The organism is Amycolatopsis sp. NPDC054798 (assembly GCF_053611505.1).
On the sequence record NZ_JBSHAM010000054.1, the window covers coordinates 14,947 to 36,335 of the forward strand.

The following is a 21,389-nucleotide window of genomic DNA, read 5'->3' on the forward strand; positions in this document are numbered from 1 at the left end:
CAAACCTCAGCGAGTTTCCCGATACCGCCGATCCGCCGAAACACCCTCGCCGGTCGCCTCGTCGAAGTGGTAGACCTCCCGCCCCCGCACGAACACCCGCATCGCGCGGTTCATCACGTCCAGCGGGTCGCCCGACCACAGCACCACGTCCGCGTCCAGCCCCGGCGTCAGCGTGCCGATGCGGTCGTCGAGCCCGAGCATCTGCGCCGGGTGCAGCGTCAACGCCTTCAGCGCGGTCTCCGGGTCGAGACCGTCCTTCACCGCCAAAGCGGCCTGGTACACCAGGAAGTTGATCGGAATCACCGGGTGGTCCGTCGTGATCGCGATCTTCACCCCGGCCCGCGCGAGAATTCCCGCTGAGCGCAGCGTTCGGTTGCGCAGTTCCACCTTGGACTTGGTGGTGAACAGCGGGCCGAGGATCACCGGGATGTCGCGTTCGGCCAGCAGGTCCGCGATCAGGTGGCCTTCGGTGCCGTGGTTGATCACCAGTTTGTAGCCGAACTCGTCGGCCAGCCGGATCGCGGTCACCATGTCGTCGGCGCGGTGCACGTGCTGGTCCCAGTACAGCTCGCCGTCCAGGACCTTCGCCAGCGTTTCGTTGGTCAGGTCCGTTTCGAACGGCTTGCCCTCCGCCAGAGTGTGCTCGCGCTTCGCCTGGTAGTTGCGCGCCTTCGTGAACGCTTCGCGCAGGATCGCGGCGACGCCGAGCCTCGTCGAGGGCGTCACCTTCTTCTCGCCGTAAACCCTTTTCGGGTTCTCGCCCAGTGCGCTCTTCACGCTCACCTGCTCGGCGAACGTCATGTCCAGAATGGAGCGGCCCCACGTCTTCACACCGATGGTCTGCCCGCCGATCGGGTTGCCCGACCCCGGTTTGATCACCACGCTCGTGACGCCGCCGGCCAGCGCGTCGTCGAAACCCGGTTCGTACGGGTCGATCCCGTCGACCGCCCGGAAGCGCGCGCCGTTCGGGTCGGTCATTTCGTTGGTGTCGTTGCCCGACCAGCCTTCGCCGTCCTCGTGCACGCCGAGGTGCGCGTGCGCGTCGATGAAGCCCGGCAGGACCCAGCTGCCGGACGCGTCCACCAGTTCCGCGTCCTCCGGGACCTCGACGTCGGCCTCAGCCCCGACGTGGGTGATCCGGCCGTCTTCGATGAGCACAGTGCCGCCCTCGATCGGAGCGGCGCCGACGGGGACCACATAGCCCCCGACAATCGCCTTGTAAGCCATAGTTTGACACGCTAACGAACTCGCCCGGGTTCGCGCACCCGGGGTTTTTCCAGGTGCACCAACTGATAGTCCGCTTCCGGCGACCGGTGCGTCTCGCGGTAGCCGAGCTTTCCGTACAAATAGAGCGGCCCGGCCGAACGTTCGCCGGTGAACAGCCGGAACACCGTCACCTCCGCCGGGGTCGCCTCCTCCGCGGCCGTCAGCAGCGCGGTACCGAGTCCCTCGCCTTGGCGATCCGGTGCCACGACCAGCCGGCCGATCTCGCCGACCGGACCGGCCACTCGCATCCGCACGCTCGCCACGAGCCTGCCGCCGTCGCGGTGACCCCAGACGGTGATCGACGGGTCGGCGATGGCCGCGCGCACGTCGTCGAGGGTGTCCAGCAGCGGCGGCAGGTCGAAGTTGTGGTGCGCCCGCGCCTCGGTGAGGTACGCCGCCTGCTGCAAGGTCAGCAGCTCACCGGCGTCGGCGCTGGTCAGCGGCTCGAGTTTCACGGGACCCGGATTCCCCAGCTGCCCGTCCATGACGTGGCCGGTTCCAGTTCGATCAGGTCGGTGCGGGTGTTGAGCGCGTCCGCCGGGCAGGTCATCGGCTCGATCGCCACCGCGCGGCCGCGGCCGGTCAGGTCGTCCGGCGTGAACACCTGCACCCAGCGGAAGTCCGGGCCGGTCCAGACCAGCAGCTGGCGGTCGCCGTGGGACAGCACGTGGTGGTAGGTGCCGTCAGCGGCGAGTTCGAGCCCGCCGAACGCGGTGTCCAGGTCGACGCCTTCGAGCAGCTTGCCCGAACGGAAGTCGTACTCAGTGCCCTCGACGTCCTGCTCGTCCGCGTACGGCATCTGCTGATCGCCCTCGTACGGCCGGACCCGCGTGGCGGGCAGCGTGAGGGTCAGCTCGTCGGTGGGCGCGTCGCCGATCCGGAAGTACGGGTGGGTCCCGACACCGACGCCGATCGGCTTCTCCCCCTCGTTGCGGATCTCGTGTGTGACGACGAGTTCGCGCGGCTGCAGGTCGTAGGTGATCGTCGCGCGCAGCGGGACCGGCCAGCCGGGCTGCGCCTCGACGTCGACGGCGAGCGTGATCGACGTTTCGGCGTGCTCCAGCAGCTCCCATTCCCGGTGCCGGGTCAGGCCGTGGATGGCGTTGCCGCGCGCTTCCTCGGTGATCTCCAGCTGCTGCTCTTCGCCCTCGAACTCCCACTTGCCGCCCTTGGTCCGGTTCGGCCACGGCAGCAGCACCTGGCCTAGCCCCTTCGGCGGCTTCTCGTCCTCGGCGAACGTCTCGACGTACGGCACTCCGCTGATCTCGAACGCGCGCAGCCCGGCACCGATCTCGGTGACGACGGCGCGCGCGTTGCCGCGGGTGATCTCGAACTGCTCTCCGGTGGGGTTCGCCATGGCGCTGAGGTTACCGATCCTCCCCGCCGCGCGGGCACACCTCGAAACTAACTAGACCGGTCGTCATAGTTTGAGCTACGGTGGTCGCATGGTCAACCGCACCGACACGCGCCGCCGGATGCTCGAATCGGCGGCTGAGCTGTTTCGCACCCAGGGCTACCACGCCACCGGGATGACGCAGCTCGTGTCCGAAAGCCGGGCCCCGAAGGGCTCGCTGTACTTCCATTTCCCCGGCGGCAAGGAACAGCTGGCCGCCGAAGCGGTCCAGCTTTCCGGAGAGCGGCTGGCCGGGCAATTCCGCGAAATCACCGCCGGCGCACCGGATCCGGCCACCGCCATCGACCTCATTGTCACCGCACTGGCCACCTCCCTGTCCGAATCGGACTTCCGCTGCGGCTGTCCAATCGCGACAGTCGCGCTGGAAGCCGCTGACAGTGAGCCGATCCGCGAGGCCTGCGACCAGGGTTACGAAGGCTGGCTGCGCGACATCTCCGCTTACTTCACCCAGCACGGCCTGCCCGAGGAACGCGCTGCTTCTCTGGCGACGATCGTGCTGTCCGCGATTGAAGGCGCACTGCTGCTCGCGCGCACTCGGCGGGACATCGCGCCGTTGCAAGCCGTCGCCGCTCACCTGCACACCACCGTCGAACGGGAGTTCGCCTAATGCGCGTACACCACTTCAACTGCGGCACCATGCGTCCGATCGGCGGCAGACTGGTCGACGGAAAACCCGGCCTGCTGCGCCGCGCCACCCTCGTCTGCCACTGCATGCTGGTGGAAACCGGCACCGGGCTGACGCTGATCGAAACCGGGATGGGTTCGCCCAGCGTCACCGACGCGGCGCGCTGGCTCGGCCCGCGGTTCCTGCGGACGTCGAACCCGATGGCGGACGAAAGCGAAACCGCGCTGAGCCGTATCCGCGCGCTGGGCTTCGACCCCGCCGACGTCCGCGACATCGTCCTCACCCACCTCGACCTCGACCACGCCGGCGGTCTCGTCGACTTCCCGCAGGCGCGCGTGCACGTCTACGGCAAGGAGCTCGACGCCTACCGCGCCGGAAACCCGCGCTACCGCGATGTCCAGTTCCGGCACGGTCCACAGTGGAAGTCCTATTCGGACGCTGGCGACAGCTGGTTCGGTCTCGACGCGGTCCGCGAACTGGACGGAGTCGAGGGCGTCGCGCTCGTACCGCTCGCCGGGCACACCGCCGGACACGCCGGCGTGGCTGTCGACACTGGGTCCGGCTGGGTGCTCAACGCGGGCGATGCGTATTTCTTCCACCAGGAGATCGACGCCGACCCCTATTGCCCGCCCGGATTGGCTATGTTCGAACGGCGGGTCCAGACGCTGCCCGGGCCCCGGCGCGAGAACCAGCGCCGGTTGCGCGAGCTGCGCCGGGACCACGCCGACGAGGTGACCGTGTTCGCCTCGCACGACCTGACCGATTTCGTCCGGCTCAGCGAGAGGAGCACAGTATGAAGGTGCACCACCTCAACTGCGGCACGATGCGCCCGCTCGGCGGCAAGGCGCTCGACGGCCGTCCCGGGATGCTGCGGCGCAGCACGATCGTGGCGCACTGCCTGCTCGTGGAGACAGCCGACTCGCTCGTGCTGGTCGATACCGGGTTCGGCACCCGCGGCGTCACCGAATCACGGCGCTGGCTCGGCGGCCCGTTCATGGCGATGGTCGGTGCGAAGCCGACCATGGAGGAAACCGCCGTGGCGCAGATCCGGGCGCTGGGCCACGATCCCGCTGACGTCCGGCACATCGTGATGACCCACCTCGACGTCGACCACGCCGGTGGTCTCGCCGATTTCCCCGACGCCACAGTGCATGTCCGCACCACCGAGCGCCGCGCGGCGGGAAACCCCAAGAGCTTCCCGGAGAAAACGCGCTACCGCGCCGAGCAGTTCGCCCACAGTCCACTGTGGAGCACGTACGACGAGGCTGGCGAAAAGTGGTTCGGCTTCGACGCAGTGCGGCCGTTGCGCGGTCTGCCGCCGGAAATTCTGCTCGTCCCGCTGCCCGGTCACACGCACGGCCACTCCGGCGTCGCGGTCGACACCGGTGACGGCTGGCTGCTGCACGCCGGTGACGCGTATTTCTTCCACGGCGAAGTCGCCCCGGTGAGCCCGCACTGCCCGCCGGGCATGCGCGTGTTCGAGGCGGTCAACCAGATGGACGGCTCCGCTCGCCGCGCCAACCTCGCCCGGCTGCAGACCCTCGCCCGCGAACACCAGGACGAGGTCTCGGTGTTCAGCGCGCACAGCCCGGTGGAATTCCAGGCGTTGCGCAGGAATACCCCGCAGCCCTTCCCCGGTTGAGCATCTGCATGACGCGTATCCGGTACGTCGGCGGCCCGACCGCCCTCCTCGAGTACGGCGGGACCCGCCTGCTCACCGACCCCACCTTCGACGGCCCCGGCGACTATCCGATCGGCACCCGCAAGCTGGCGAAAACTGTCGGCCCGGCGGTCACCGCGGCGGAGGTCGGCGCGGTGGACGCGGTGTTGCTTTCCCACGACCACCACCCCGACAACCTGGACGCGGCGGGGCGAAAGTACGCGCTCGACGCCCCGCTCATCCTGTCCACCGCCTCGGCCAGGGAACGGATCGGCGACCCCGTCCGCGCGCTGGCCAATTGGGAGTCGTACGACCTCGGCGGCGTCCGCATCACCGGGGTTCCCGCGCAGCACGGGCCCGACGGAAGTGAGCATCTTGTCGGCGAAGTCACCGGTTTCGTGCTCGAAAGCGAGGGCCAGCCGACCGTTTACGTCAGCGGGGACAACGCTTCTCTCGACGTGGTGCGCCAGATCGCCGAACGCTTCGACCGGATCGACATCGCCGTCCTGTTCGCGGGCGGAGCCCAAACCCCGCTGGTCGGCGACGCTTACCTCACGCTGCCCAGCGACGGCGCGGCTGAGGCGGCCAGGATCCTGAACGCGCGTCAGGTCGTCCCGCTGCACTTCGAGCATTGGGCGCATTTCACCCAGGGCCCGGACACCCTCGGACCGGCTTTCACGCAAGCCGGGCTCGTGGACCGGCTGCATCTGCTCAAGCCAGGAGAACAGGTCAGCTTCCAGTAAGGACAAACCCTCCGTCCACAGTGATCACCTCGCCGGTGACGAAACCGTTCTCCATCAAGTACACATTCGTCGCCGCGATCTGCTCGGCCTTGCCGACCGCCTTGGTCAGCGTTCGTTCGGTGAACGCGGCGACCATCGCGTCCAGCTGTGGTCGCGGAAGGCCGTCCCACATCGGCGTGCGGATCGGGCCCGGCCGAACCGTGTTGACGCGGATCGGGGCCAACTCGACGGCCAGGCCACGGGCCAATCCCTCGATCGCGCCGAGCGAACCAGCCGCGAGTGCCGCGCCGGGCATCGGGCGGACGCCGATGATCCCGGACGTCAGCACGATCGAACCGCCCGGCCGGAACCGGGGCGCGGCGTGCTTGACCGCGGCGACCACGCCCCAGTAGCGGACGTCGGACCGGCTCATGGCCGCATCGAGCGACAAGTCCGCCAAAGGCCGCTGATCGAGCGCGTCACCCGCGGTGTACACGAGATGGTCCAGTGCGCCGACGTGCTCGAACAGCGCCGCGATGTTCGCTTCGTCGCGTACGTCGGTGACGAATCCTTCGCAGCTGTCCGGCAATTCGGCGAGCGCCGCGTCCAGCCGTTGCTTGCCGCTCGACGCGATCGTGACGGACGCGCCCGCCTCCGCTGCGGCTCGGGCGGTCGCCAATCCCATGCCCGAGCTGCCGCCGATGACGACGACCCGCTGGTCAACCAAAGACATGAGCGGTCCCTTCAAGGTTGATGACTCAGTGAGACATCAACAGTAGCAGTGATGACCCACTGAGTCATCACTGTTAAGATCTCTGCATGCCGCGCTGGGATCCGGAAGCCAAGGAGCGGCTCCGCGCGGCCGCGTTGGAGCTGTTCGCCGAGCACGGCTACGAGAACGCCACGGTCACGCAGATCACCGAACGCGCCGGGCTGACCCGTCGCACGTTCTCGCGCTACTTCGCGGACAAGCGCGACGTGCTGTTCGCCGGATCGGAGCGGCTTCCGGACGCGATGGCCGACGCTGTCCGGCGCGCCGATCCCGAGCTTCCGCCGTTCCCAGCGCTGCTGACGGCGTTGGTCGAGGCTGGCGATTTGTTTACTGGCCTGGTTTCGCACGCCGCACAACGACGAGCGATCATCGCGTCCAGCCCCGAGCTGCAGGAACGCGAGCGCACGAAACTGGCGGCCGTCACCGAAGCAGTCGTCGGAGCGCTGCGGGAACGAGGCGCGACCGAATCGAGTGCGAAGATGCTCGCGCAGGTCGGCATCGCGGTCTTTCAAACCGCGTTCGAGCGATGGACCGACCAGCCCGGCGACCCGGATTTCGCCGCGCGGGTGCAGGAGGCGGCAGCCGAACTCGCCGCGCACCTGACCTCTTGATCAAGCCTCCTCGCGCACCAGCGTCGAATCCTCCAATTCCGCTTCCGCGGCCTGCTTCGAGCGCCCGGTCATCCGCAGCACCAGATAGACCGCGACGAGCACGACGAAGAACGGGATCCCGAACTTCCACGCCGGGTCGAGACCTTCGATCCAGAACGTCGAAACCAGCACGGTGGCCAGGAAAGCGATCACCACGACGTTGACCACCGGCGCGCCCCACAGCCGCACTGGCGACGGTGGCAGCCCAGCGCGGCGACGACGGATCCGGAAGGCCAGATGAGTCGCCAGAATGATCATCCACACCACGAGCGCGGCGAAGATCGAAATGCCGAACAGCACCAGATACGCGTTGGAATCGGAATTCTTCGACAGGATGGTCGCGATCACCAATCCCGCAGTGGACAGGACAAGCGCGTTGCGCGGTACTCCAGACCTGGTCAGCCGTCCCGCCCAGGCCGGGGCGAAGCGGTGCTCAGCAAGGGAATGCAGCATGCGCGTGGTGAGATAGAGATTGGTGTTCGCGCTCGACAACGCGGCGGTCAGGACCACGAAGTTCATGATCGTCGCCGCTGCCGGAACTCCGGCGGCCTGGAAGACGCGGACAAACGGGCTGGCCGTGATTGAGCCGCCTTCGCCGGTCACCGTCCACGGCACTACCAATACGACGATGAGCATCGCGGCGACGTAGAAGATCGCTAGCCGCACCACCATCGCGCGGGCGGCACGCGGGATGTCGCGGGCCGGGTTTTCCGATTCGGCCGCGGTCACCGAAACCACCTCGGTGCCGATGTAGCTGAACAGCACGAACACCATGGCCAGCAACAGCCCGGACAGGCCGTTCGGCAGGAACCCGCCGCCCGCGGTCAGATTCGCGAAACCGGGAGCGGGAGCCTTCGGCAGCCCGAAGAACACGAGAATCAGTCCGAGCGCGACGAACACCAGGATCGCGCAGACCTTGATCATCGCGAACCAGTATTCGAACTCGCCGAAAATGTGCACCGCCGCACCGTTGACGACAATCACCAGCAGCGAGAACACCGCGACCGGCACCCACAACGGAATCTGCGGCCACCAGAACTGGACGTACACGCCGGCCGCGATCGTCTCGCCGCCGATCGCGATCACTTGCATGGCCCAGTACGCCCAGCGCACGACGAACCCGCTGCCGGTGCCGAGATACTTCTGCGCGATGCTGCCGAACGCGCCCGCGGCCGGGTGCACTACCACCATTTCGGCCAGCGCCCAGGAAATCACCAGCGCGACGAGTCCACAAAGGACGTAGGCGAGCACCACCGCCGGTCCCGCGTGCGAGATCGCCAGGCTCGATCCGAGGAAAAGGCCGGTGCCGATGGCCCCGCCGATTCCGATCATCGTCAACTGCCTGCCGCGCAGCCTGCGCTGCAACCGGTGCGGGGACGGGGACTCGGCCATGTCTGCTCCCTACTGGCTCGCCCGGTACTCGGCGATCGCCGCGACGACGGCGTCGAGATCGGACTCGTCGTTGTAGTAGTGCAAGGACATCCGCAGCACGTCGCCGCGGGCACTGCACACGATCCGCCGCCCGGCGAGGAACGCCGCCAGCGCGTCGGGATCCCGGTCCAGCAGGGCGACGAGCGGACCGCGCCGCGCGTCGTCCAGCGGGGACCGGAGCTGTTCCCCCGCCTCGAGCAACCGCTGCTGCAGCTGCCCGGCCAACCCTCCAATGTGGTCACGCACCCGATGCGCGTCCACCTGGTGCACCAGCTTCAGCCCGGCGACCGCGCCGTAGGCGGACGGGATCGACGGCGTCCCCGTCTCGAAACGGCGAGCGTGCTGGGGATAGTCGAGGTGCCGCGGGTCGAATTCGAACGGGTTCGTCCGGCCAAACCAGCCGGTCAGCGGCGGCGAAACCTCGTCGCGCAATCCCGGCCGCACATAGAGGAACGCGATCCCGGAGATGCCGAGGAGGTACTTCAGACTTCCGCTGACGAGATAGTCGCAACCGAGTTCGGTGACGTCGACCGGTTCGACGCCGAGGCCCTGGTAAGCGTCGACAAAACTACGGGCACCGCGTTCCCTGGCCAGCGCGGCGATTTCGCGCACGGGGAACCGCAAACCGTTGGCGTAGCTGACCAACGGGACGGACACCAGCTGTGTCCGCTCGGTGATGAGCGGCGCGTAATCCTCGGTGTCGACCAAACCGTCGTGGTGCTCGACGAACCGCACGTCCGCGCCGCGACCCTGCTGTGCCAGCCAAACATGGCCCAGCGACGGGAATTCCAGGTCGGTCGTAACAATTCCCGGCCGTTGCGACCACGCCTGCGTGGACGCGACCTGATACGCCCCTTCGGACGCGGACGGCACCACGGCGATGTCGTCGGTGTCCGCGCCGATCAGCTGGGCAAACAAGGTCCGCGCCTCGGCGACCTTCACCATCCACTTGTCCCACGGCGCCCCGTGCTCGCGGATCGTGTGCTGGAACTCGAAAAGCTCCGCGGTCAGCGCGTCCGAAAGCGCGCCCTGGCTGCAGCTCGCGAGATGCACCGAGTCGGCGAAGGCAGGGAAACGCGCCCGGAAAGCGGCTGGGCTGGGCTGGTCGGTCACGACACTCCGTTCCGTAACTGGCGGGCGAGGCCGCGGGACCGGTCCGTTCGCCACCGTAACGGCGCGAGCACGGTGCGTCGATGCTCCGTCCGGCGGCCATGCTCCGCTGGACGCCCTGGTCGAGACTCCGCGTTCACCCTGACTGATCTCTGGCAGCTATTCCGTCAGTGCTGCTGAAACCGGTACTGTAGATAGGGCCTTCCGCGCTGTCAACGACCGTCAAGGATCCGCAATAGCGCGCCCCGCGACCGAGAGGACGCACCGATGAGCATCCCCGCCGAAACCGCGGTCGACCAGCTCCTGACCCAGCTGGCGCAGGGCCGGCTCCAGGTCGTCGACCTCACCAACAAGCTCAGCGCCACCACGCCGACCCTGCAGCTGCCCGAACCGTTCGCGAACCTGATCGACTTCAGCCTCGAACCGGTCAGCGAGTTCGACGATTCCGGACCGCTGTGGCGGCACAACAACATCCACACCGGCGAGCACATCGGCACCCACCTCGACGCACCGCGGCACTGGATCTCCAACCGCGACGGCGCCGACGTTTCGGAACTGCCGGTCGGCAGGCTGATCGGGCCAGCGCACGTCCTCGACGTCTCCGCGCGCGTCGCCGACGATCCGGATTTCCTCTTGGAGATCGACGACATCCGGGCCTGGGAAGCCGAGCACGGGCCGTTGCGCTCAGGCGGCTGGCTGCTCGTGCACTCCGGATGGGACCAGTACGCGCAAGACCGCGACGCGTTCCTCAATTTCTCCGACGGGGCAAGCCACACTCCCGGAATCTCCGCCGCCGCAGCGAAATGGCTCGCCGAAGAAACGCCGATCGCCGGGTATGGCGTGGAAACCGTCGGCATCGACGCCGGGAACGGCTTCGCGCTCGACCCGCCGATGCCCGCGCACCACCACCTGCTCGGCGCGGACAAGTACGGCATCACCTCATTGCAGAATCTCGGCTCGCTGCCGCCGACCGGTGCGCTCGTTGTCGTCTGCCCGCTGCCGATCGTCGGCGGGACCGGCAGTCCGGCGCGGGTGCTCGCGGTGACGCCGGGAGACCAGTCGTGAACGTCGCGCAAGCCGCCGGGATCGCGTTGGCCCGCTTCGGCGTCCGCAAGGCGTTCGGCGTGGTGGGGAGCGGGAACTTCCACTTCACCAACGGCTTGATTCAGGGCGGGGCCGAGTTCGTCGCGGCCCGGCACGAGGGCGGCGCGACCACGATGGCCGACGCCTACGCGCGATGCAGCGGCGAGGTCGCGGTGGTGTCGGTGCATCAAGGCTGCGGACTGGGCAACGCGACTACCGGGATCGGAGAGGCAGCGAAGAGCCGGACTCCGCTGGTGATCGTGACCGGCGAGGCGACCGATCCACTGTCGAACTTTCACATCGACCAGGACGCGCTCGCCCGGTCTGTCGGAGCGAGCAGCATCCTGGTTCGGTCAGCGAAAACCGCGCTGTCCGATGTACGACGCGCGTTCACCCAAGCCCGACGCGACCGGCGGACTGTCCTTTTGCGACTCCCCCTGGACGTGCAGGCGGACTCGTTCGACGAAGGCCTTCTCGACGAGCTGACCGCCATCGAGCCACTGCCGCAACCGCGCGCCGCCGAGGCGGACGTACAAGCGCTCGCTTCAATCCTGCAAAGCGCGCAGCGTCCGGTATTCCTTTGTGGACGCGGTTCTCGATCCGCCCGGACCGAACTGGTCGCGCTGGCCGACCGCTGCGGCGCACTGCTCGCCGAGGGCGCGGTCGCGAAAGGACTGTTCACTGGCGAGCCGTGGGCGATCGGGGTGTCCGGCGGATTTTCGTCTCCGTTGACGACCGAACTCATCCAAGGCGCGGACGTCGTAGTCGGCTGGGGTTCCGCGCTCAACGACTGGACCACCGCGCACGGCCGGTTGCTCTCGCCGGAAACAACTCTCGTGCAGGTCGATCTGGAATCCGCCGCACTGGGCCGGAACCGGCCGGTCGACCTCGGCATCGTTGGCGACGTCGCCGGTACCGCTCTAGCGGTGGCCGCACTCATCGACGTCCACAGTGGATACCGCAGCGATCAGCTCAAGGCTCGGATCGCCGCGGAAATCCGCTGGCACGACAACGAATACGAGGACGCCGGAACAGCCGACGTCATCGACCCGCGCACGCTGTCCGCCGCGCTGGACGACCTCATTCCGGCCAACCGGGTCGTCGGCGTCGATTCGGGTAACTTCATGGGCTACCCCACGATGTACCTCGACGTCCCCGACGAGAACGGCTTTTGCTTCACCCAGGCGTTCCAGTCGATCGGCCTCGGGCTGGCCACCGCGATCGGCGCGGCACTCGCCCAGCCGGACCGCTTCCCGGTCGCGGCGTGCGGCGACGGCGGTTTCCTGATGAGCATCGCCGAACTGGAAACCGTCGTACGACTGAAGCTGCCGATGCTGATCGTGGTTTACAACGACCACGCCTACGGTGCCGAGGTGTATTTCTTCGAGCCCGGCGGCCATCCGGCCGACACGGTGACCTTCCCGGACACCGACATCGCCGCCATCGCCCGCGGTTACGGCTGCGACGCGGTCACAGTCCGCGCCAAGGAAGATCTCGACGAGGTGGCGACGCGGGTGTCCGCCGGACTCGACCGTCCGCTGGTGGTCGACGCGAAAATCGCCGGGTTCAGCGCTTGGTGGCTTCAGGCCGCGATGACGCACCACTGAGCGCCCGCTTCACCAGGAGGTTCACCACCCACAACAGGATGCCGACGGCGAGCAGGATGCCGGCCACCCGGTAATCCTGCGCCGGGCGGCCGGACAGCGGGCTCACCAGGTACAGGCAGAACACCGCGGCCAGCACCGGGACTACCGTCGGTGCGCGGAAATGCTTGTGCGGCACTTTGTCCTTGCGCAGCACCAGAAGCGCGATATTGACGACGGCGAACACCACGAGCAACAGCAGCGCGGTAGTGCCGCCGAGCGCACTGATGTCCACAAAGGACACCAGACCGATGGCGATGACGCTGGTGAAGATGACCGACACCCACGGCGTCCGGCGAGTCGGGTGCACGCGGCCGAACACCGGCGGCAGGACGCGTTCGTTCGCGAGACCGTAGAGCAACCGGCTGGCCATCAGCATGTTGATCAAGGCGGAATTGATGACCGCGAACAGGCCGATAGCGGAGAAGATTTCGCGCGGGAACCCCGGCGCGCCGACATCGAGCACCTTCAGCAGCGCGTCGCTCTTCGCCCCGGCCAGCTCCGCGGCCGGGACGAGCAGGGACGACGTCACCGAGACCAGGATGTAGATCGTCGCGGCGATGACCATGCCCCACAGCATCGCGCGCGGGAAAATCCGCACCGGGTCATGGCATTCCTCGGCCATGTTCACCGAGTCCTCGAAGCCCACCATCGCGAAGAACGCCAGCGACGTCGCCGAGGAGATGGCGACGAGCCACGTCTTGTCCGCGGTGTCGATCTCGATCAGCCGGGACGGTTCGCCGTCCCCGTTGAGCACCGCCCACACGCCGACGCCGATGATGATCAGCAATCCGGACAGCTCAATGCAGGTGAGGACCACGTTGGCCTTCACCGATTCGCCGACGCCCCGGAAATTGATCAACGCCAGCAGGATCACGAACGCGATGCCCACCAGCACCGTCGGCAGCTTCACGAACGCCGCGAGATACGTCGCGCCGAACGCCACCGCGGCCGACGACGCGGAGGTGATCCCGGAACACATCACCGCGAACGCGACCATGAAGGTCAGGAACGGCACCCCGAACGCCTTGTTCGTGTACAGCGCCGCACCGGCCGCGCGCGGGTATTTGCCGACCAGTTCGAGATAGCTGAACGCGGTCATGAACGCGACCACGAACGCCAGCAGGAACGGCAGCCACAACGCGCCGCCGACGCGTCCGGCGACCTGCCCGGTCAGTGCGTACACGCCGGTGCCGATGATGTCGCCGACCACGAAGAACAGCAGCAGTTTGGGGCCCATCACCCGCAGCAGCGCCGGCTCGGCGACCTTGGATGTGCCCTCGCTCACGTCCGTCATGGGCGGTTAGTGTGCCTTGTCCGGCCCCGTACGGAAAGCCGGTGGTCAGGCCTTGGCGACCGCTGTGTGCACGAGCGGGGTCATCATTTCCTTGGTCATCTTGACCGGTCCGGTGTAGTTGACCAGCACCGGAACCCCGTTGGACACCTTGGCCGCGGCGAGCGTGGCGGTCTTCTGCTCGTCGGTGTAGAAAACGGCGCCGTCCGGGAAGCCCGGCACGTCGACCGCGCCCGGCTTGGCCTTCTTGATCGCGGCGATCATGTCGGCGGGCTTGGCCTTGCGCCCCTCGTAGCGGGTCACCGCGAGCGCGCCGGCGGTCTTGCCTTCGACGACGTATTCGCAGCTCGTGGCCTTGCCGCCGTTGCTCGGGTTGTCGTGGGCGGGCCCGGCCTTCGAGGTGACGCTCGGGATCTTGATCGCCTTGCTGACGTCGTCGGACGGCAGCAAGGAGCAGGGGTCCGCTGCCTTCGCGGCGGGCGCGGACGAGGAGGGCACCGGAGCCTTGGACGAGGGCGGCGCGGCGGCCTTCTGCTCACCGGACGAGCAGGCGGTCAGAACAGCGGCGGCGGAGATCAGCAAAGCGATCGGATATGCACGCATATCGGGCATGCTATTCCGATTGGAGTAACACGAGTGTCAGTGGCCCTCTTCGAGCGGCGCCCGATACCGCCAGAACCCGGGCAGCACGGCCAGCGAAGCCACCACCAGCACGATCACCAGCAGCCCGCCGCCGGTCGCCGCGACCCTGGTCCCCCACGTCGCCGCGGACCAGCCGTGCGTGAGGTCGGCGATCCGCGGCCCGCCCGCGACGACCACGGTGAACACGCCCTGGAGCCGTCCGCGCATCTCGTCAGTGGTCGCGGTCTGCAGGATCGCCTGCCGGTACACCGAGCTGACCATGTCCGCCGCACCGCCGAGCGCCATGAAGATCACGGCCAGCCACAGCGAATGCGCGAGCCCGAACGCCGCCATCGCCGCGCCCCAGCAGCAGATCGCGATGACGACCGCCGCGCCCTGCCGCTGCACCCGGTGCAGCCAGCCGGAGAACAACCCGATCAGCATCGCGCCCGCGGGCAGCGCGGCGTAAAGCATGCCGAGCGCCGGACCGCCGCCGGGCGGGTCGCCGAACGTCCGCTCGGCCATCTCCGGGATCAACGCGCGCGGCATGCCGGCGACCATCGCGATAATGTCCACGACGAACGACGCCAGCAGCACTTTTTGCTGAGCCAGATAACGGAATCCGTCGATGACCGAGCCGATCCCTGCCGTGCGCTTCCCCTCGCCGAGCGGCGGGATCGAGGGCAGCCGCCACACCGCGATGAGCGTGATCGCCAGTGCGCAGACGTCCACCAAGTACAAAGTGGACAGTCCGATCACCGGGATCAGCGCCCCGCCGAACAGCGGCCCGAACACCGCGCCGAACGTAGCCATCGTGGTGTTGAGCGCGTTCGCCGACGGCAGGAGCGAAGCAGGCACCAGCCGCGCGACCACCGCGCCGCGAGTGGGCATGTTGATCGCGAAAAACGCCTGGTTCACGGCGAGCAGCCCGAGCACGAGCCACACCGAATTCATCCCGAGGAACGCCTGGAGCCACAGCAGCGCGGAGGTGACCGCGACGCCGACGTTGGTGACCAGCAGCAGCTTCCGCCGGTCCACCGCGTCGGCGATCGCCCCGCCCCACAGCCCGAACACCAGCAGCGGGACGAGCGCGACCGCACCGGTCAATCCGACGTAACCGGACGATCCGGTGATATCGAAAACCTGCTTGGGCACCGCGACCGCGGTGAGCTGCGACCCGACCGCGGTGACCGCGGTGGACATCCACAGCCGCCGAAACGCCGGGATCTTGAGCGGACGAGTGTCGACGACGATGCGGCCGAGGAGCTTGCGAGCCCCGCTGCGGGGCGGGCGTATCCCCGGTTCTGAAGTCACGAGCTATCAGCTTAGTTGTGCTAACGAAGCTGGCGCAGGTGATTTTCCCCGCAGACCGGCGGGATGGTTCGCTGGCGGGCCAGAGGCCAGCTGAGCGATAACCAGCACTGGACTTGGCTGAGCGACAACCGGGCCCGGACGGACTGGCCGAGCCACGACCGGGATCGGGCTGGCGGACAGCTCAGAGCGCCCCAATGCCACATTGGGTGCGTCAGATGCACCCAATGTGGCGTTCGGTGCATCCCACGCAACAAGCGCCGCATTCGCCGAACCGCTCAGTACAGCGCCCCCTGCCTCAGCCGGAGCCCATCGGCCCCCTCGCCTTCCCCGCGCAGCAAGCACCCCAATGCCACATTGGGTGCGTCCCACGCACCCAATGTGGCGTTCGGTGCGTCAGATGCACCCAATGCCACATTGGGGTCGCCCCACCGCCCTCGGCCCAGCCCAACCCGGCGCGGCCCGGCGAAACGAAACGCCGCCCCCAGGCCAAAGCCCAGGGACGGCGTCCGAGAACAACCGAAGATCAGGGAGCCAGCCGCTCCACGTTCCAGCCGTCGTGGGTGCGGTGGAAGCGGAGGCGGTCGTGCAGGCGGTCCTCGCGGCCCTGCCAGAACTCGACGAAGTCCGGCCGGATCCGCCAGCCGCCCCAGTGCGGCGGGGCGGGGATCTGCTCGACGTCGGCGAAGCGGCGTTCGATGTTGCGCAGGGCGTTGTCCAGCGCGCGCCGTCCCTCGACCACTCGCGACTGCGGCGACGCCCACGCTCCCAGCTGCGAACCGCGCGGACGCTGGGCCCAGTAGGCGGCCGTCTCGTCCGCGCTGACCTTCTCGACCTCGCCGCGGACCGTCACCTGGCGGTGCAGCGGGTACCAGGGGAAGGTGGCCGAGGCGTAGCGAGTGGCGGTGAGGTCGTGGCTTTTCGCCGACGTGTAGTTCGTGTAGAAAACCACTCCGCGTTCGTCGAAGCCCTTGCACAGCACCGTGCGCGAAGACGGCCTGCCGTCGGCGTCAGCGGTCGCGAGCACCATCGCGTTGGGCTCCGCGAGTGCTTCGGACACTGCCTGGCTCAGCCAGTTTTCCAGCTGCTCATGCCAAGTGGCCGCGAGCGCCGTCTCGTCAAACGGCGCGCTGTTGTAAGCCACCCGCATCCCAGGCAGCCGCACGACCGCCTCGTCGATCTCCGGTGTCATCCGGCCCAACCTCCGTTACCCCTGGTGAGGGTGTCGAATCACGGCTATCCAGCGACGGTATTGGGTCGCCGGTCCCGGCGAAACCCACCGAACGGTGACTCCTGCCACGCCCGGCCCGCCACCGGTCCGCAATCCGGTGTTCACCTGCTGGTCCATGATCGATCCAGAGCCGAGGCGGTCACGACGTCCGGGGCCAGCGCGGTGATCAGCGTCCCGCCCGCGGCCAGCGGCGTCCGCGACCACCACGGGCCGGATTCCGCTGGCCCGCCCAAACCGCCGAACTCGATCTCCGTCACCAGCACCCGCTGTCCGGCCAGTACCGCGAGGCTCGCGTCCAGGGCCGTGTCGCCGACGGTTTGCGTCTGCCGCAGCGCCGGGACGCCTCCGCGAGTCACGTGCACTGTGGACGACAACTGGCCTGGACGTTCGCCCTCCCGGCCGAGAACGAGCACTTCCCGGGTGCGGAACCGGGCGTCGGCAGCCAGGTCGGCACGCAGCACCGCAACGTGCTCGGCGCGGGCGGTGACGACGGTCGGCTCCGGCAGGTACTCGAAAGAACCGCCGTCCTCGACGACGACCTCCACAGTGGACAAACTGGGCACCTCGCGCAGACCAGGCAACGCGAGGGTCGCCGCGACGCCCGACAGCTTCAGCTCCGCACCAGCCCCGACGTGGATCTCCAGCCGCAGCTCATCGCCGCCGAGCGGAGCCGTCGCCGAGTTGACCAGATGCACCACCGCGCCCGGCCCGCGCTGGCGACGCGGGACGAGCGTCAGCGGTGCCATCGACTTCAGTTCGCGCAGCGCGGTCCGTCCGCCGTCGAGAGCCACCGTCAGGCGGGCGTGTGCCTTCACCCCTGCCGGACCGGCACCAGCGAGCGCACCCAGCCCGCCACCGCCGGGGCGTCCGGAGTGTCCACTAGGGACTGGGTGAACACCGGCAGGTCGCCCCGCATGTGGTGGGCGTCCGAGGTCATCACGGTCAGGTCGGCCCCGACCAGCGGGGCGAGGTCCGTTTTGTTGATCACCAGCAGGTCGGCCGTCGTCACGCCGGGGCCGCCCTTGCGCGGCACCTTGTCGCCGCCCGCGACGTCGACCACGAAGATCTGGCTGTCGGCCAGTCCCCGGCTGAACACCGCGGTCAGGTTGTCGCCGCCGCTTTCCACGATGACCAGTTCCAGCCCGGGGAACTTCTCCTCCAGCCGTTCCACCGCGTCGAGGTTCGCGGTGATGTCGTCGCGGATCGCGGTGTGCGGGCAGGCCCCGGTCTGCACCGCCTCGATCCGCTCCGGGTCGAGGACGCCCGCCCGGCGCAGGAAGTCCGCGTCCTCGGTCGTATAGATGTCGTTGGTGACCACGGCCAGGTTCAGCTCTCCGCCCAGCGCGCGGCACAGCGCGGCGGTGAGTGCGGTCTTGCCGCTGCCGACCGGGCCGCCGATGCCGATGCGGTACGCCCGCCCGGCGGTCGGCGCGGCGTCGTAGTGATCCGGTTCGGCGGCGGTCGGGTCGAAGTTGACCGCGTGGAAATGCCCGTGACCGTGTTCAGCTGGCAAAGAGACGCACCTCTTCCTGATGATGCCGAGCGTGTTCCTCGGCGAACAGATCCAGCGCCGGCGACGCTGGGGCTGGCAAATCGGCCGGATCGGCTCCGGCGGTTTCGGCGGCTTGGCCACTCACCTCGCGCAACGGACCGGCAAGCCGCGCGACTACCGCGTTCACCGCGAACGGGTCCAGCCCGAGCAGGCGTACCGCCGCGCTCGCCGGACCGCTCACCGCGAGGTAAGCCACCGCGATGGCCGCGTCGAACGGGCTGCCGCCGCCGATGCCGACCAGCGCGCCGCTGATGATCGGGTGGTGCGGGCGCGGCGTTTCGGCGAGCAACTGGGACAGCGCTGGGGACGGCCACGCCACCCGTCCGGCTCGCGCGGTGCCCCGGCCTTGCGCCCGCGATGCTTCCCGTTGCGCGAGCGACGGCGTGCGGGCGTCGAGTTCCTGATCCAGCCGCCGCCAATGGCCGCTCTCGACGGCTCGGGCGGCGGCGTGCGCTGAGGCCGCGGCGAAGGCAGCGGCGAGCAAGCCCGCGGTACGCAACCGTCCAAAAAGGAACCCCGGCAAGTCGCGTTCGGACCGCACCAGTCCCCGTGCGGCTATCTCCTCGAAGCCGCCGGAATGCACGTGCCCGCCGCCCGGGAACCGGGAGTCGGCGAGAATGAGCGCGACCGGATCCATCAGAACAGGAAATACCTTTGTGCCATGGGCAATTCGGCCACCGGATGCGGTTCGATCAGCTCCCCGTCCACCCGCACCGCGAAGCTGTCCGGATCCACCCGCACCTCCGGTGTCGCGTCGTTCAGCACCATGTCCGCTTTCGTCCGGCGGCGGGTGTTGGCGACCGCGACCAACGGCCGGGAAAGGCGGAATCGTTCAGGCAAACCGGAATCCAGCGCTTCCGGGGCCACGAAATGCAGGCTGGAGGCGGCCGCCACCGCAGGCGCGGTGCCGAACATCGGCCGCGCGAGCACCGGCTGCGGCGTGGGGATCGAAGCGTTCGCGTCTCCCATCGCCGCCCATGCCGGGAAACCGCCTTTCAACACCACATGCGGGCGAATGCCGAAGAACTTCGGCTCCCACAACACAAGATCGGCGAGTTTGCCGACCTCGACCGACCCGATCTCAGCGTCCATTCCGTGCGCGATCGCCGGGTTGATCGTGTACTTCGCGACGTAACGACGGGCGCGCAGATTGTCCGCGGCACCGTCGCCGGGAAGCGCGCCGCGACGGCCTTTCATCACGTGCGCGGTCTGCCAGGTCCGGATGATCACCTCGCCGATCCGCCCCATCGCCTGCGAATCGGAACTCATCATCGAGATCGCGCCGAGGTCGTGCAGCACGTCCTCGGCGGCGATCGTGCTCGGCCGGATGCGGCTTTCGGCGAACGCGAGGTCCTCGGGCACCGACGGGTTCAGATGGTGGCACACCATCAGCATGTCCAGGTGCTCGTCGAGGGTGTTGACAGTGTGCGGCCGGGTCGGATTCGTCGACGACGGAAGGAAGTTCGCCATTCCGGAGACCTCGATGATGTCCGGCGCGTGCCCGCCGCCCGCCCCCTCGGTGTGGTAGGCGTTGATCGACCGGCCGCCGATCGCCTCCACAGTGGACTCCAGGAAACCGGCCTCGTTCAGGGTGTCGGTGTGGATCGCGACCTGCACGCCGGATTCGTCGGCGACGGTGAGGCAGGCGTCGATCGCGGCCGGCGTCGAACCCCAGTCCTCGTGCAGCTTGAACCCGCCGGCCCCAGCGGCCAGCTGCTCCCGCAACGCCTCGTGCCGGACGGTGTTTCCCTTTCCCAGCAGCAACACGTTCACCGGCTGACCGTCCATTGCGGACAGCATCCGGCCGAGGTTCCAGGCGCCGGGCGTCACCGTGGTCGCCTTGGTGCCCTCGTTCGGCCCGGTGCCGCCGCCGACCAAAGTGGTCAGCCCGGCCGCGAGCGCGGTGTCGACCAGCTGCGGGCAGACGAAGTGCACGTGACAGTCGATGCCGCCCGCGGTGAGGATCTTCCCGTTGCCCGCCAGCACTTCCGTGGACGGCCCGATCACCAGCGCGGGGTCGACACCGTCCATAGTGTCCGGATTGCCCGCCTTCCCGATGCCGACGACGCGCCCGTCCCGGACGCCGACGTCAGCCTTGACCACGCCCCAGTGGTCGAGGATCACCGCACCGGTGATGACCAGATCCGGCGCGCCCTCGGCTCGGGTGGCCATGCCCTGGCCCATCGACTCGCGGATCACCTTCCCGCCGCCGAACAGCACCTCGTCGCCGCTGCCGCCGGGGCCCATCGACCGGTCCTCGGTCACCTCGATCAGCAGGTCGGTGTCGGCGAGCCGGATCCGGTCGCCCGCGGTCGGCCCGAACAGTTCGGCGTAGCGGGCGCGGTCGATCTCCGGCATCAGAACTCCCCGGCGTATTCGGTGCGCAGCCCCGGCACCCGCCGGTCTCCGCTGAGCGGGACCAGGTCGACCTCGCGGTCGATGCCCGGTTCGAAGCGCACCGAGGTCCCGGCCGGCACGTCGAGCCGGTGCCCGCGGGCGGCTTCGCGGTCGAACTCCAGTCCGGGGTTGGCCGCGGCGAAGTGATAGTGCGAACCGACCTGGACCGGCCGGTCGCCGAGGTTGCGCACGCGCAGCCGCACCCGGGCCCGGCCCGGATTCAGCGGCACCGGGCCGTCGCCGGGAATGATCTCGCCTGGCCGCAAGAATTCCTCCTCAACCGATCGGTTCGTGCACCGTGACGAGCTTCGTGCCGTCCGGAAAGGTCGCTTCGACCTGCACGGACTCCAGCATTTCCGGGACCCCGTCCAGTACTTGCGCGCGGGAAAGCACGGTGCGCCCGCCTGCCGCCAGTGCACTGACCGTGCGGCCGTCGCGGGCGCCCTCCAGGACGTAGTCGGTGATGAGCGCGACGGCTTCGGGGTAATTGAGCCGGACACCGCGTTCGAGCCGTTTGCGAGCAACGTCCGCCGCGACGTGGACCAGCAGTTTGTCGCGTTCCTGCGGGCTCAGGTGCATGGCAAAGGTCTACCAGCCGACGCCGGAC

The 21,389-nt window shown here is 68.5% G+C and carries 23 protein-coding genes; 7 read left to right on the plus strand and 16 right to left on the minus strand.

Annotation, left to right across the window (positions count from 1 at the left end):
• Positions 1-6: 6 nt before the first annotated feature.
• From ACWGIC_RS28735 to ACWGIC_RS28745, 3 genes are read right to left on the minus strand one after another with little or no spacing between them, the layout of a single operon-like run.
• Entirely contained in the window at positions 7-1,227 is a 1,221-nt protein-coding gene (locus ACWGIC_RS28735; RefSeq protein WP_452079044.1) for an amidohydrolase, read from the minus strand.
• Between the two features lie 11 nt (positions 1,228-1,238).
• Positions 1,239-1,751 (minus strand): GNAT family N-acetyltransferase, encoded by a 513-nt coding sequence (locus ACWGIC_RS28740; RefSeq protein WP_452079045.1) that lies wholly within the window; start codon positions 1,749-1,751, stop codon positions 1,239-1,241.
• Entirely contained in the window at positions 1,718-2,623 is a 906-nt protein-coding gene (locus ACWGIC_RS28745; protein WP_452079046.1) for an aldose 1-epimerase family protein, read from the minus strand. Before ACWGIC_RS28745 ends, ACWGIC_RS28740 begins: the two co-directional genes overlap by 34 nt.
• An 88-nt stretch (positions 2,624-2,711) precedes the next feature.
• Between ACWGIC_RS28745 and ACWGIC_RS28750 the strand changes: the two genes are divergently transcribed.
• From ACWGIC_RS28750 to ACWGIC_RS28765, 4 genes are read left to right on the plus strand one after another with little or no spacing between them, the layout of a single operon-like run.
• Entirely contained in the window at positions 2,712-3,287 is a 576-nt protein-coding gene (locus tag ACWGIC_RS28750) for a TetR/AcrR family transcriptional regulator (RefSeq protein ID WP_452079047.1), read from the plus strand.
• Positions 3,287-4,102, plus strand: coding sequence for an MBL fold metallo-hydrolase (locus tag ACWGIC_RS28755; protein ID WP_452079048.1), 816 nt, complete (start codon positions 3,287-3,289; stop codon positions 4,100-4,102). Before ACWGIC_RS28750 ends, ACWGIC_RS28755 begins: the two co-directional genes overlap by 1 nt.
• Entirely contained in the window at positions 4,099-4,947 is an 849-nt protein-coding gene (locus ACWGIC_RS28760) for an MBL fold metallo-hydrolase (RefSeq protein ID WP_452079049.1), read from the plus strand. Before ACWGIC_RS28755 ends, ACWGIC_RS28760 begins: the two co-directional genes overlap by 4 nt.
• Before the next feature lie 8 nt (positions 4,948-4,955).
• Positions 4,956-5,708: an MBL fold metallo-hydrolase gene (locus tag ACWGIC_RS28765; protein ID WP_452079050.1), complete on the plus strand. Its 753-nt coding sequence runs from the start codon at positions 4,956-4,958 to the stop codon at positions 5,706-5,708.
• On the opposite strand, the gene ACWGIC_RS28770 is transcribed toward ACWGIC_RS28765, so the two are convergent.
• Positions 5,695-6,420 (minus strand): SDR family oxidoreductase, encoded by a 726-nt coding sequence (locus ACWGIC_RS28770; RefSeq protein WP_452079051.1) that lies wholly within the window; start codon positions 6,418-6,420, stop codon positions 5,695-5,697. The two genes, ACWGIC_RS28765 and ACWGIC_RS28770, sit on opposite strands and share 14 nt — an antisense overlap.
• 86 nt (positions 6,421-6,506) lie before the next feature.
• Here ACWGIC_RS28770 and ACWGIC_RS28775 point away from each other — a divergent pair, with 86 nt between their 5' ends.
• The gene (locus ACWGIC_RS28775) at positions 6,507-7,070 is read left to right on the plus strand and encodes a TetR family transcriptional regulator (RefSeq protein WP_452079052.1); all 564 of its coding nucleotides are present in this window, start codon (positions 6,507-6,509) and stop codon (positions 7,068-7,070) included.
• Here the strand turns inward: ACWGIC_RS28775 and ACWGIC_RS28780 are convergent, their stop codons facing one another.
• Together ACWGIC_RS28780 and ACWGIC_RS28785 are read right to left on the minus strand one after the other, a co-directional pair.
• Positions 7,071-8,501, minus strand: a complete 1,431-nt coding sequence (locus ACWGIC_RS28780; RefSeq protein WP_452079053.1) for an amino acid permease — start codon at positions 8,499-8,501, stop codon at positions 7,071-7,073.
• Between the two features lie 9 nt (positions 8,502-8,510).
• Positions 8,511-9,653, minus strand: a complete 1,143-nt coding sequence (locus ACWGIC_RS28785) for an aminotransferase class V-fold PLP-dependent enzyme (protein WP_452079054.1) — start codon at positions 9,651-9,653, stop codon at positions 8,511-8,513.
• Positions 9,654-9,917: 264 nt separating this feature from the next.
• Here ACWGIC_RS28785 and ACWGIC_RS28790 point away from each other — a divergent pair, with 264 nt between their 5' ends.
• Positions 9,918-10,715 carry a cyclase family protein gene (locus ACWGIC_RS28790; protein WP_452079055.1) on the plus strand — a complete coding sequence of 266 codons (798 nt, stop codon included), beginning with the start codon at positions 9,918-9,920 and terminating at the stop codon, positions 10,713-10,715.
• Complete coding sequence (locus ACWGIC_RS28795; RefSeq protein WP_452079056.1) at positions 10,712-12,340, plus strand: thiamine pyrophosphate-binding protein; 1,629 nt, start codon at positions 10,712-10,714, stop codon at positions 12,338-12,340. The genes ACWGIC_RS28790 and ACWGIC_RS28795 overlap by 4 nt, the downstream gene beginning before the upstream one ends.
• On the opposite strand, the gene ACWGIC_RS28800 is transcribed toward ACWGIC_RS28795, so the two are convergent.
• The 10 genes from ACWGIC_RS28800 to ACWGIC_RS28845 all read right to left on the minus strand — a co-directional run bounded on the left by ACWGIC_RS28800 (position 12,300) and on the right by ACWGIC_RS28845 (position 21,361).
• The gene (locus ACWGIC_RS28800) at positions 12,300-13,673 is read right to left on the minus strand and encodes an APC family permease (protein ID WP_452079057.1); all 1,374 of its coding nucleotides are present in this window, start codon (positions 13,671-13,673) and stop codon (positions 12,300-12,302) included. The genes ACWGIC_RS28795 and ACWGIC_RS28800 overlap by 41 nt on opposite strands.
• A 45-nt stretch (positions 13,674-13,718) precedes the next feature.
• A complete protein-coding gene (locus ACWGIC_RS28805; protein WP_452079058.1) occupies positions 13,719-14,273 on the minus strand; it encodes a DUF3558 family protein in 555 nt (184 codons plus the stop codon).
• A gap of 36 nt (positions 14,274-14,309) precedes the next feature.
• The gene (locus tag ACWGIC_RS28810) at positions 14,310-15,605 is read right to left on the minus strand and encodes an MFS transporter (RefSeq protein ID WP_452079059.1); all 1,296 of its coding nucleotides are present in this window, start codon (positions 15,603-15,605) and stop codon (positions 14,310-14,312) included.
• Between the two features lie 523 nt (positions 15,606-16,128).
• On the minus strand, positions 16,129-16,794 hold the full coding sequence (gene pdxH, locus ACWGIC_RS28815) for a pyridoxamine 5'-phosphate oxidase (RefSeq protein ID WP_452079060.1): 666 nt from the start codon (positions 16,792-16,794) through the stop codon (positions 16,129-16,131).
• 140 nt (positions 16,795-16,934) lie between these two features.
• Positions 16,935-17,648, minus strand: coding sequence for an urease accessory protein UreD (locus tag ACWGIC_RS28820; RefSeq protein ID WP_452079061.1), 714 nt, complete (start codon positions 17,646-17,648; stop codon positions 16,935-16,937).
• Positions 17,645-18,346 (minus strand): urease accessory protein UreG, encoded by a 702-nt coding sequence (gene ureG, locus ACWGIC_RS28825; protein WP_452079062.1) that lies wholly within the window; start codon positions 18,344-18,346, stop codon positions 17,645-17,647. The genes ACWGIC_RS28820 and ureG overlap by 4 nt, the downstream gene beginning before the upstream one ends.
• A complete protein-coding gene (locus ACWGIC_RS28830) occupies positions 18,336-19,022 on the minus strand; it encodes an urease accessory protein UreF (protein ID WP_452079063.1) in 687 nt (228 codons plus the stop codon). Before ACWGIC_RS28830 ends, ureG begins: the two co-directional genes overlap by 11 nt.
• Positions 19,022-20,743 carry an urease subunit alpha gene (locus ACWGIC_RS28835; RefSeq protein WP_452079064.1) on the minus strand — a complete coding sequence of 574 codons (1,722 nt, stop codon included), beginning with the start codon at positions 20,741-20,743 and terminating at the stop codon, positions 19,022-19,024. The genes ACWGIC_RS28830 and ACWGIC_RS28835 overlap by 1 nt, the downstream gene beginning before the upstream one ends.
• Positions 20,743-21,048, minus strand: a complete 306-nt coding sequence (locus ACWGIC_RS28840) for an urease subunit beta (protein WP_452079065.1) — start codon at positions 21,046-21,048, stop codon at positions 20,743-20,745. The genes ACWGIC_RS28835 and ACWGIC_RS28840 overlap by 1 nt, the downstream gene beginning before the upstream one ends.
• A gap of 10 nt (positions 21,049-21,058) precedes the next feature.
• Positions 21,059-21,361: an urease subunit gamma gene (locus tag ACWGIC_RS28845; protein WP_452079066.1), complete on the minus strand. Its 303-nt coding sequence runs from the start codon at positions 21,359-21,361 to the stop codon at positions 21,059-21,061.
• Positions 21,362-21,389 lie beyond the last annotated feature (28 nt).

Excerpts from the sequence above, each read along its gene's own strand:
- ACWGIC_RS28740 (WP_452079045.1), bottom strand. The coding sequence starts at position 1,751 with ATGGACGGGCAGCTGGGGAATCCGGGTCCCGTGAAACTCGAGCCGCTG.
- ACWGIC_RS28780 (WP_452079053.1), bottom strand. The coding sequence starts at position 8,501 with ATGGCCGAGTCCCCGTCCCCGCACCGGTTGCAGCGCAGGCTGCGCGGC.
- ACWGIC_RS28735 (WP_452079044.1), bottom strand. The coding sequence starts at position 1,227 with ATGGCTTACAAGGCGATTGTCGGGGGCTATGTGGTCCCCGTCGGCGCC.
- ACWGIC_RS28755 (WP_452079048.1), top strand. The coding sequence starts at position 3,287 with ATGCGCGTACACCACTTCAACTGCGGCACCATGCGTCCGATCGGCGGC.
- ACWGIC_RS28800 (WP_452079057.1), bottom strand. The coding sequence starts at position 13,673 with ATGACGGACGTGAGCGAGGGCACATCCAAGGTCGCCGAGCCGGCGCTG.
- ACWGIC_RS28770 (WP_452079051.1), bottom strand. The coding sequence starts at position 6,420 with ATGTCTTTGGTTGACCAGCGGGTCGTCGTCATCGGCGGCAGCTCGGGC.
- ACWGIC_RS28765 (WP_452079050.1), top strand. The coding sequence starts at position 4,956 with ATGACGCGTATCCGGTACGTCGGCGGCCCGACCGCCCTCCTCGAGTAC.
- ACWGIC_RS28805 (WP_452079058.1), bottom strand. The coding sequence starts at position 14,273 with ATGCGTGCATATCCGATCGCTTTGCTGATCTCCGCCGCCGCTGTTCTG.
- ACWGIC_RS28775 (WP_452079052.1), top strand. The coding sequence starts at position 6,507 with ATGCCGCGCTGGGATCCGGAAGCCAAGGAGCGGCTCCGCGCGGCCGCG.
- ACWGIC_RS28835 (WP_452079064.1), bottom strand. The coding sequence starts at position 20,743 with ATGCCGGAGATCGACCGCGCCCGCTACGCCGAACTGTTCGGGCCGACC.
- ACWGIC_RS28845 (WP_452079066.1), bottom strand. The coding sequence starts at position 21,361 with ATGCACCTGAGCCCGCAGGAACGCGACAAACTGCTGGTCCACGTCGCG.
- ACWGIC_RS28760 (WP_452079049.1), top strand. The coding sequence starts at position 4,099 with ATGAAGGTGCACCACCTCAACTGCGGCACGATGCGCCCGCTCGGCGGC.
- ACWGIC_RS28830 (WP_452079063.1), bottom strand. The coding sequence starts at position 19,022 with ATGGATCCGGTCGCGCTCATTCTCGCCGACTCCCGGTTCCCGGGCGGC.
- pdxH (WP_452079060.1), bottom strand. The coding sequence starts at position 16,794 with ATGACACCGGAGATCGACGAGGCGGTCGTGCGGCTGCCTGGGATGCGG.
- ACWGIC_RS28750 (WP_452079047.1), top strand. The coding sequence starts at position 2,712 with ATGGTCAACCGCACCGACACGCGCCGCCGGATGCTCGAATCGGCGGCT.
- ACWGIC_RS28790 (WP_452079055.1), top strand. The coding sequence starts at position 9,918 with ATGAGCATCCCCGCCGAAACCGCGGTCGACCAGCTCCTGACCCAGCTG.
- ACWGIC_RS28745 (WP_452079046.1), bottom strand. The coding sequence starts at position 2,623 with ATGGCGAACCCCACCGGAGAGCAGTTCGAGATCACCCGCGGCAACGCG.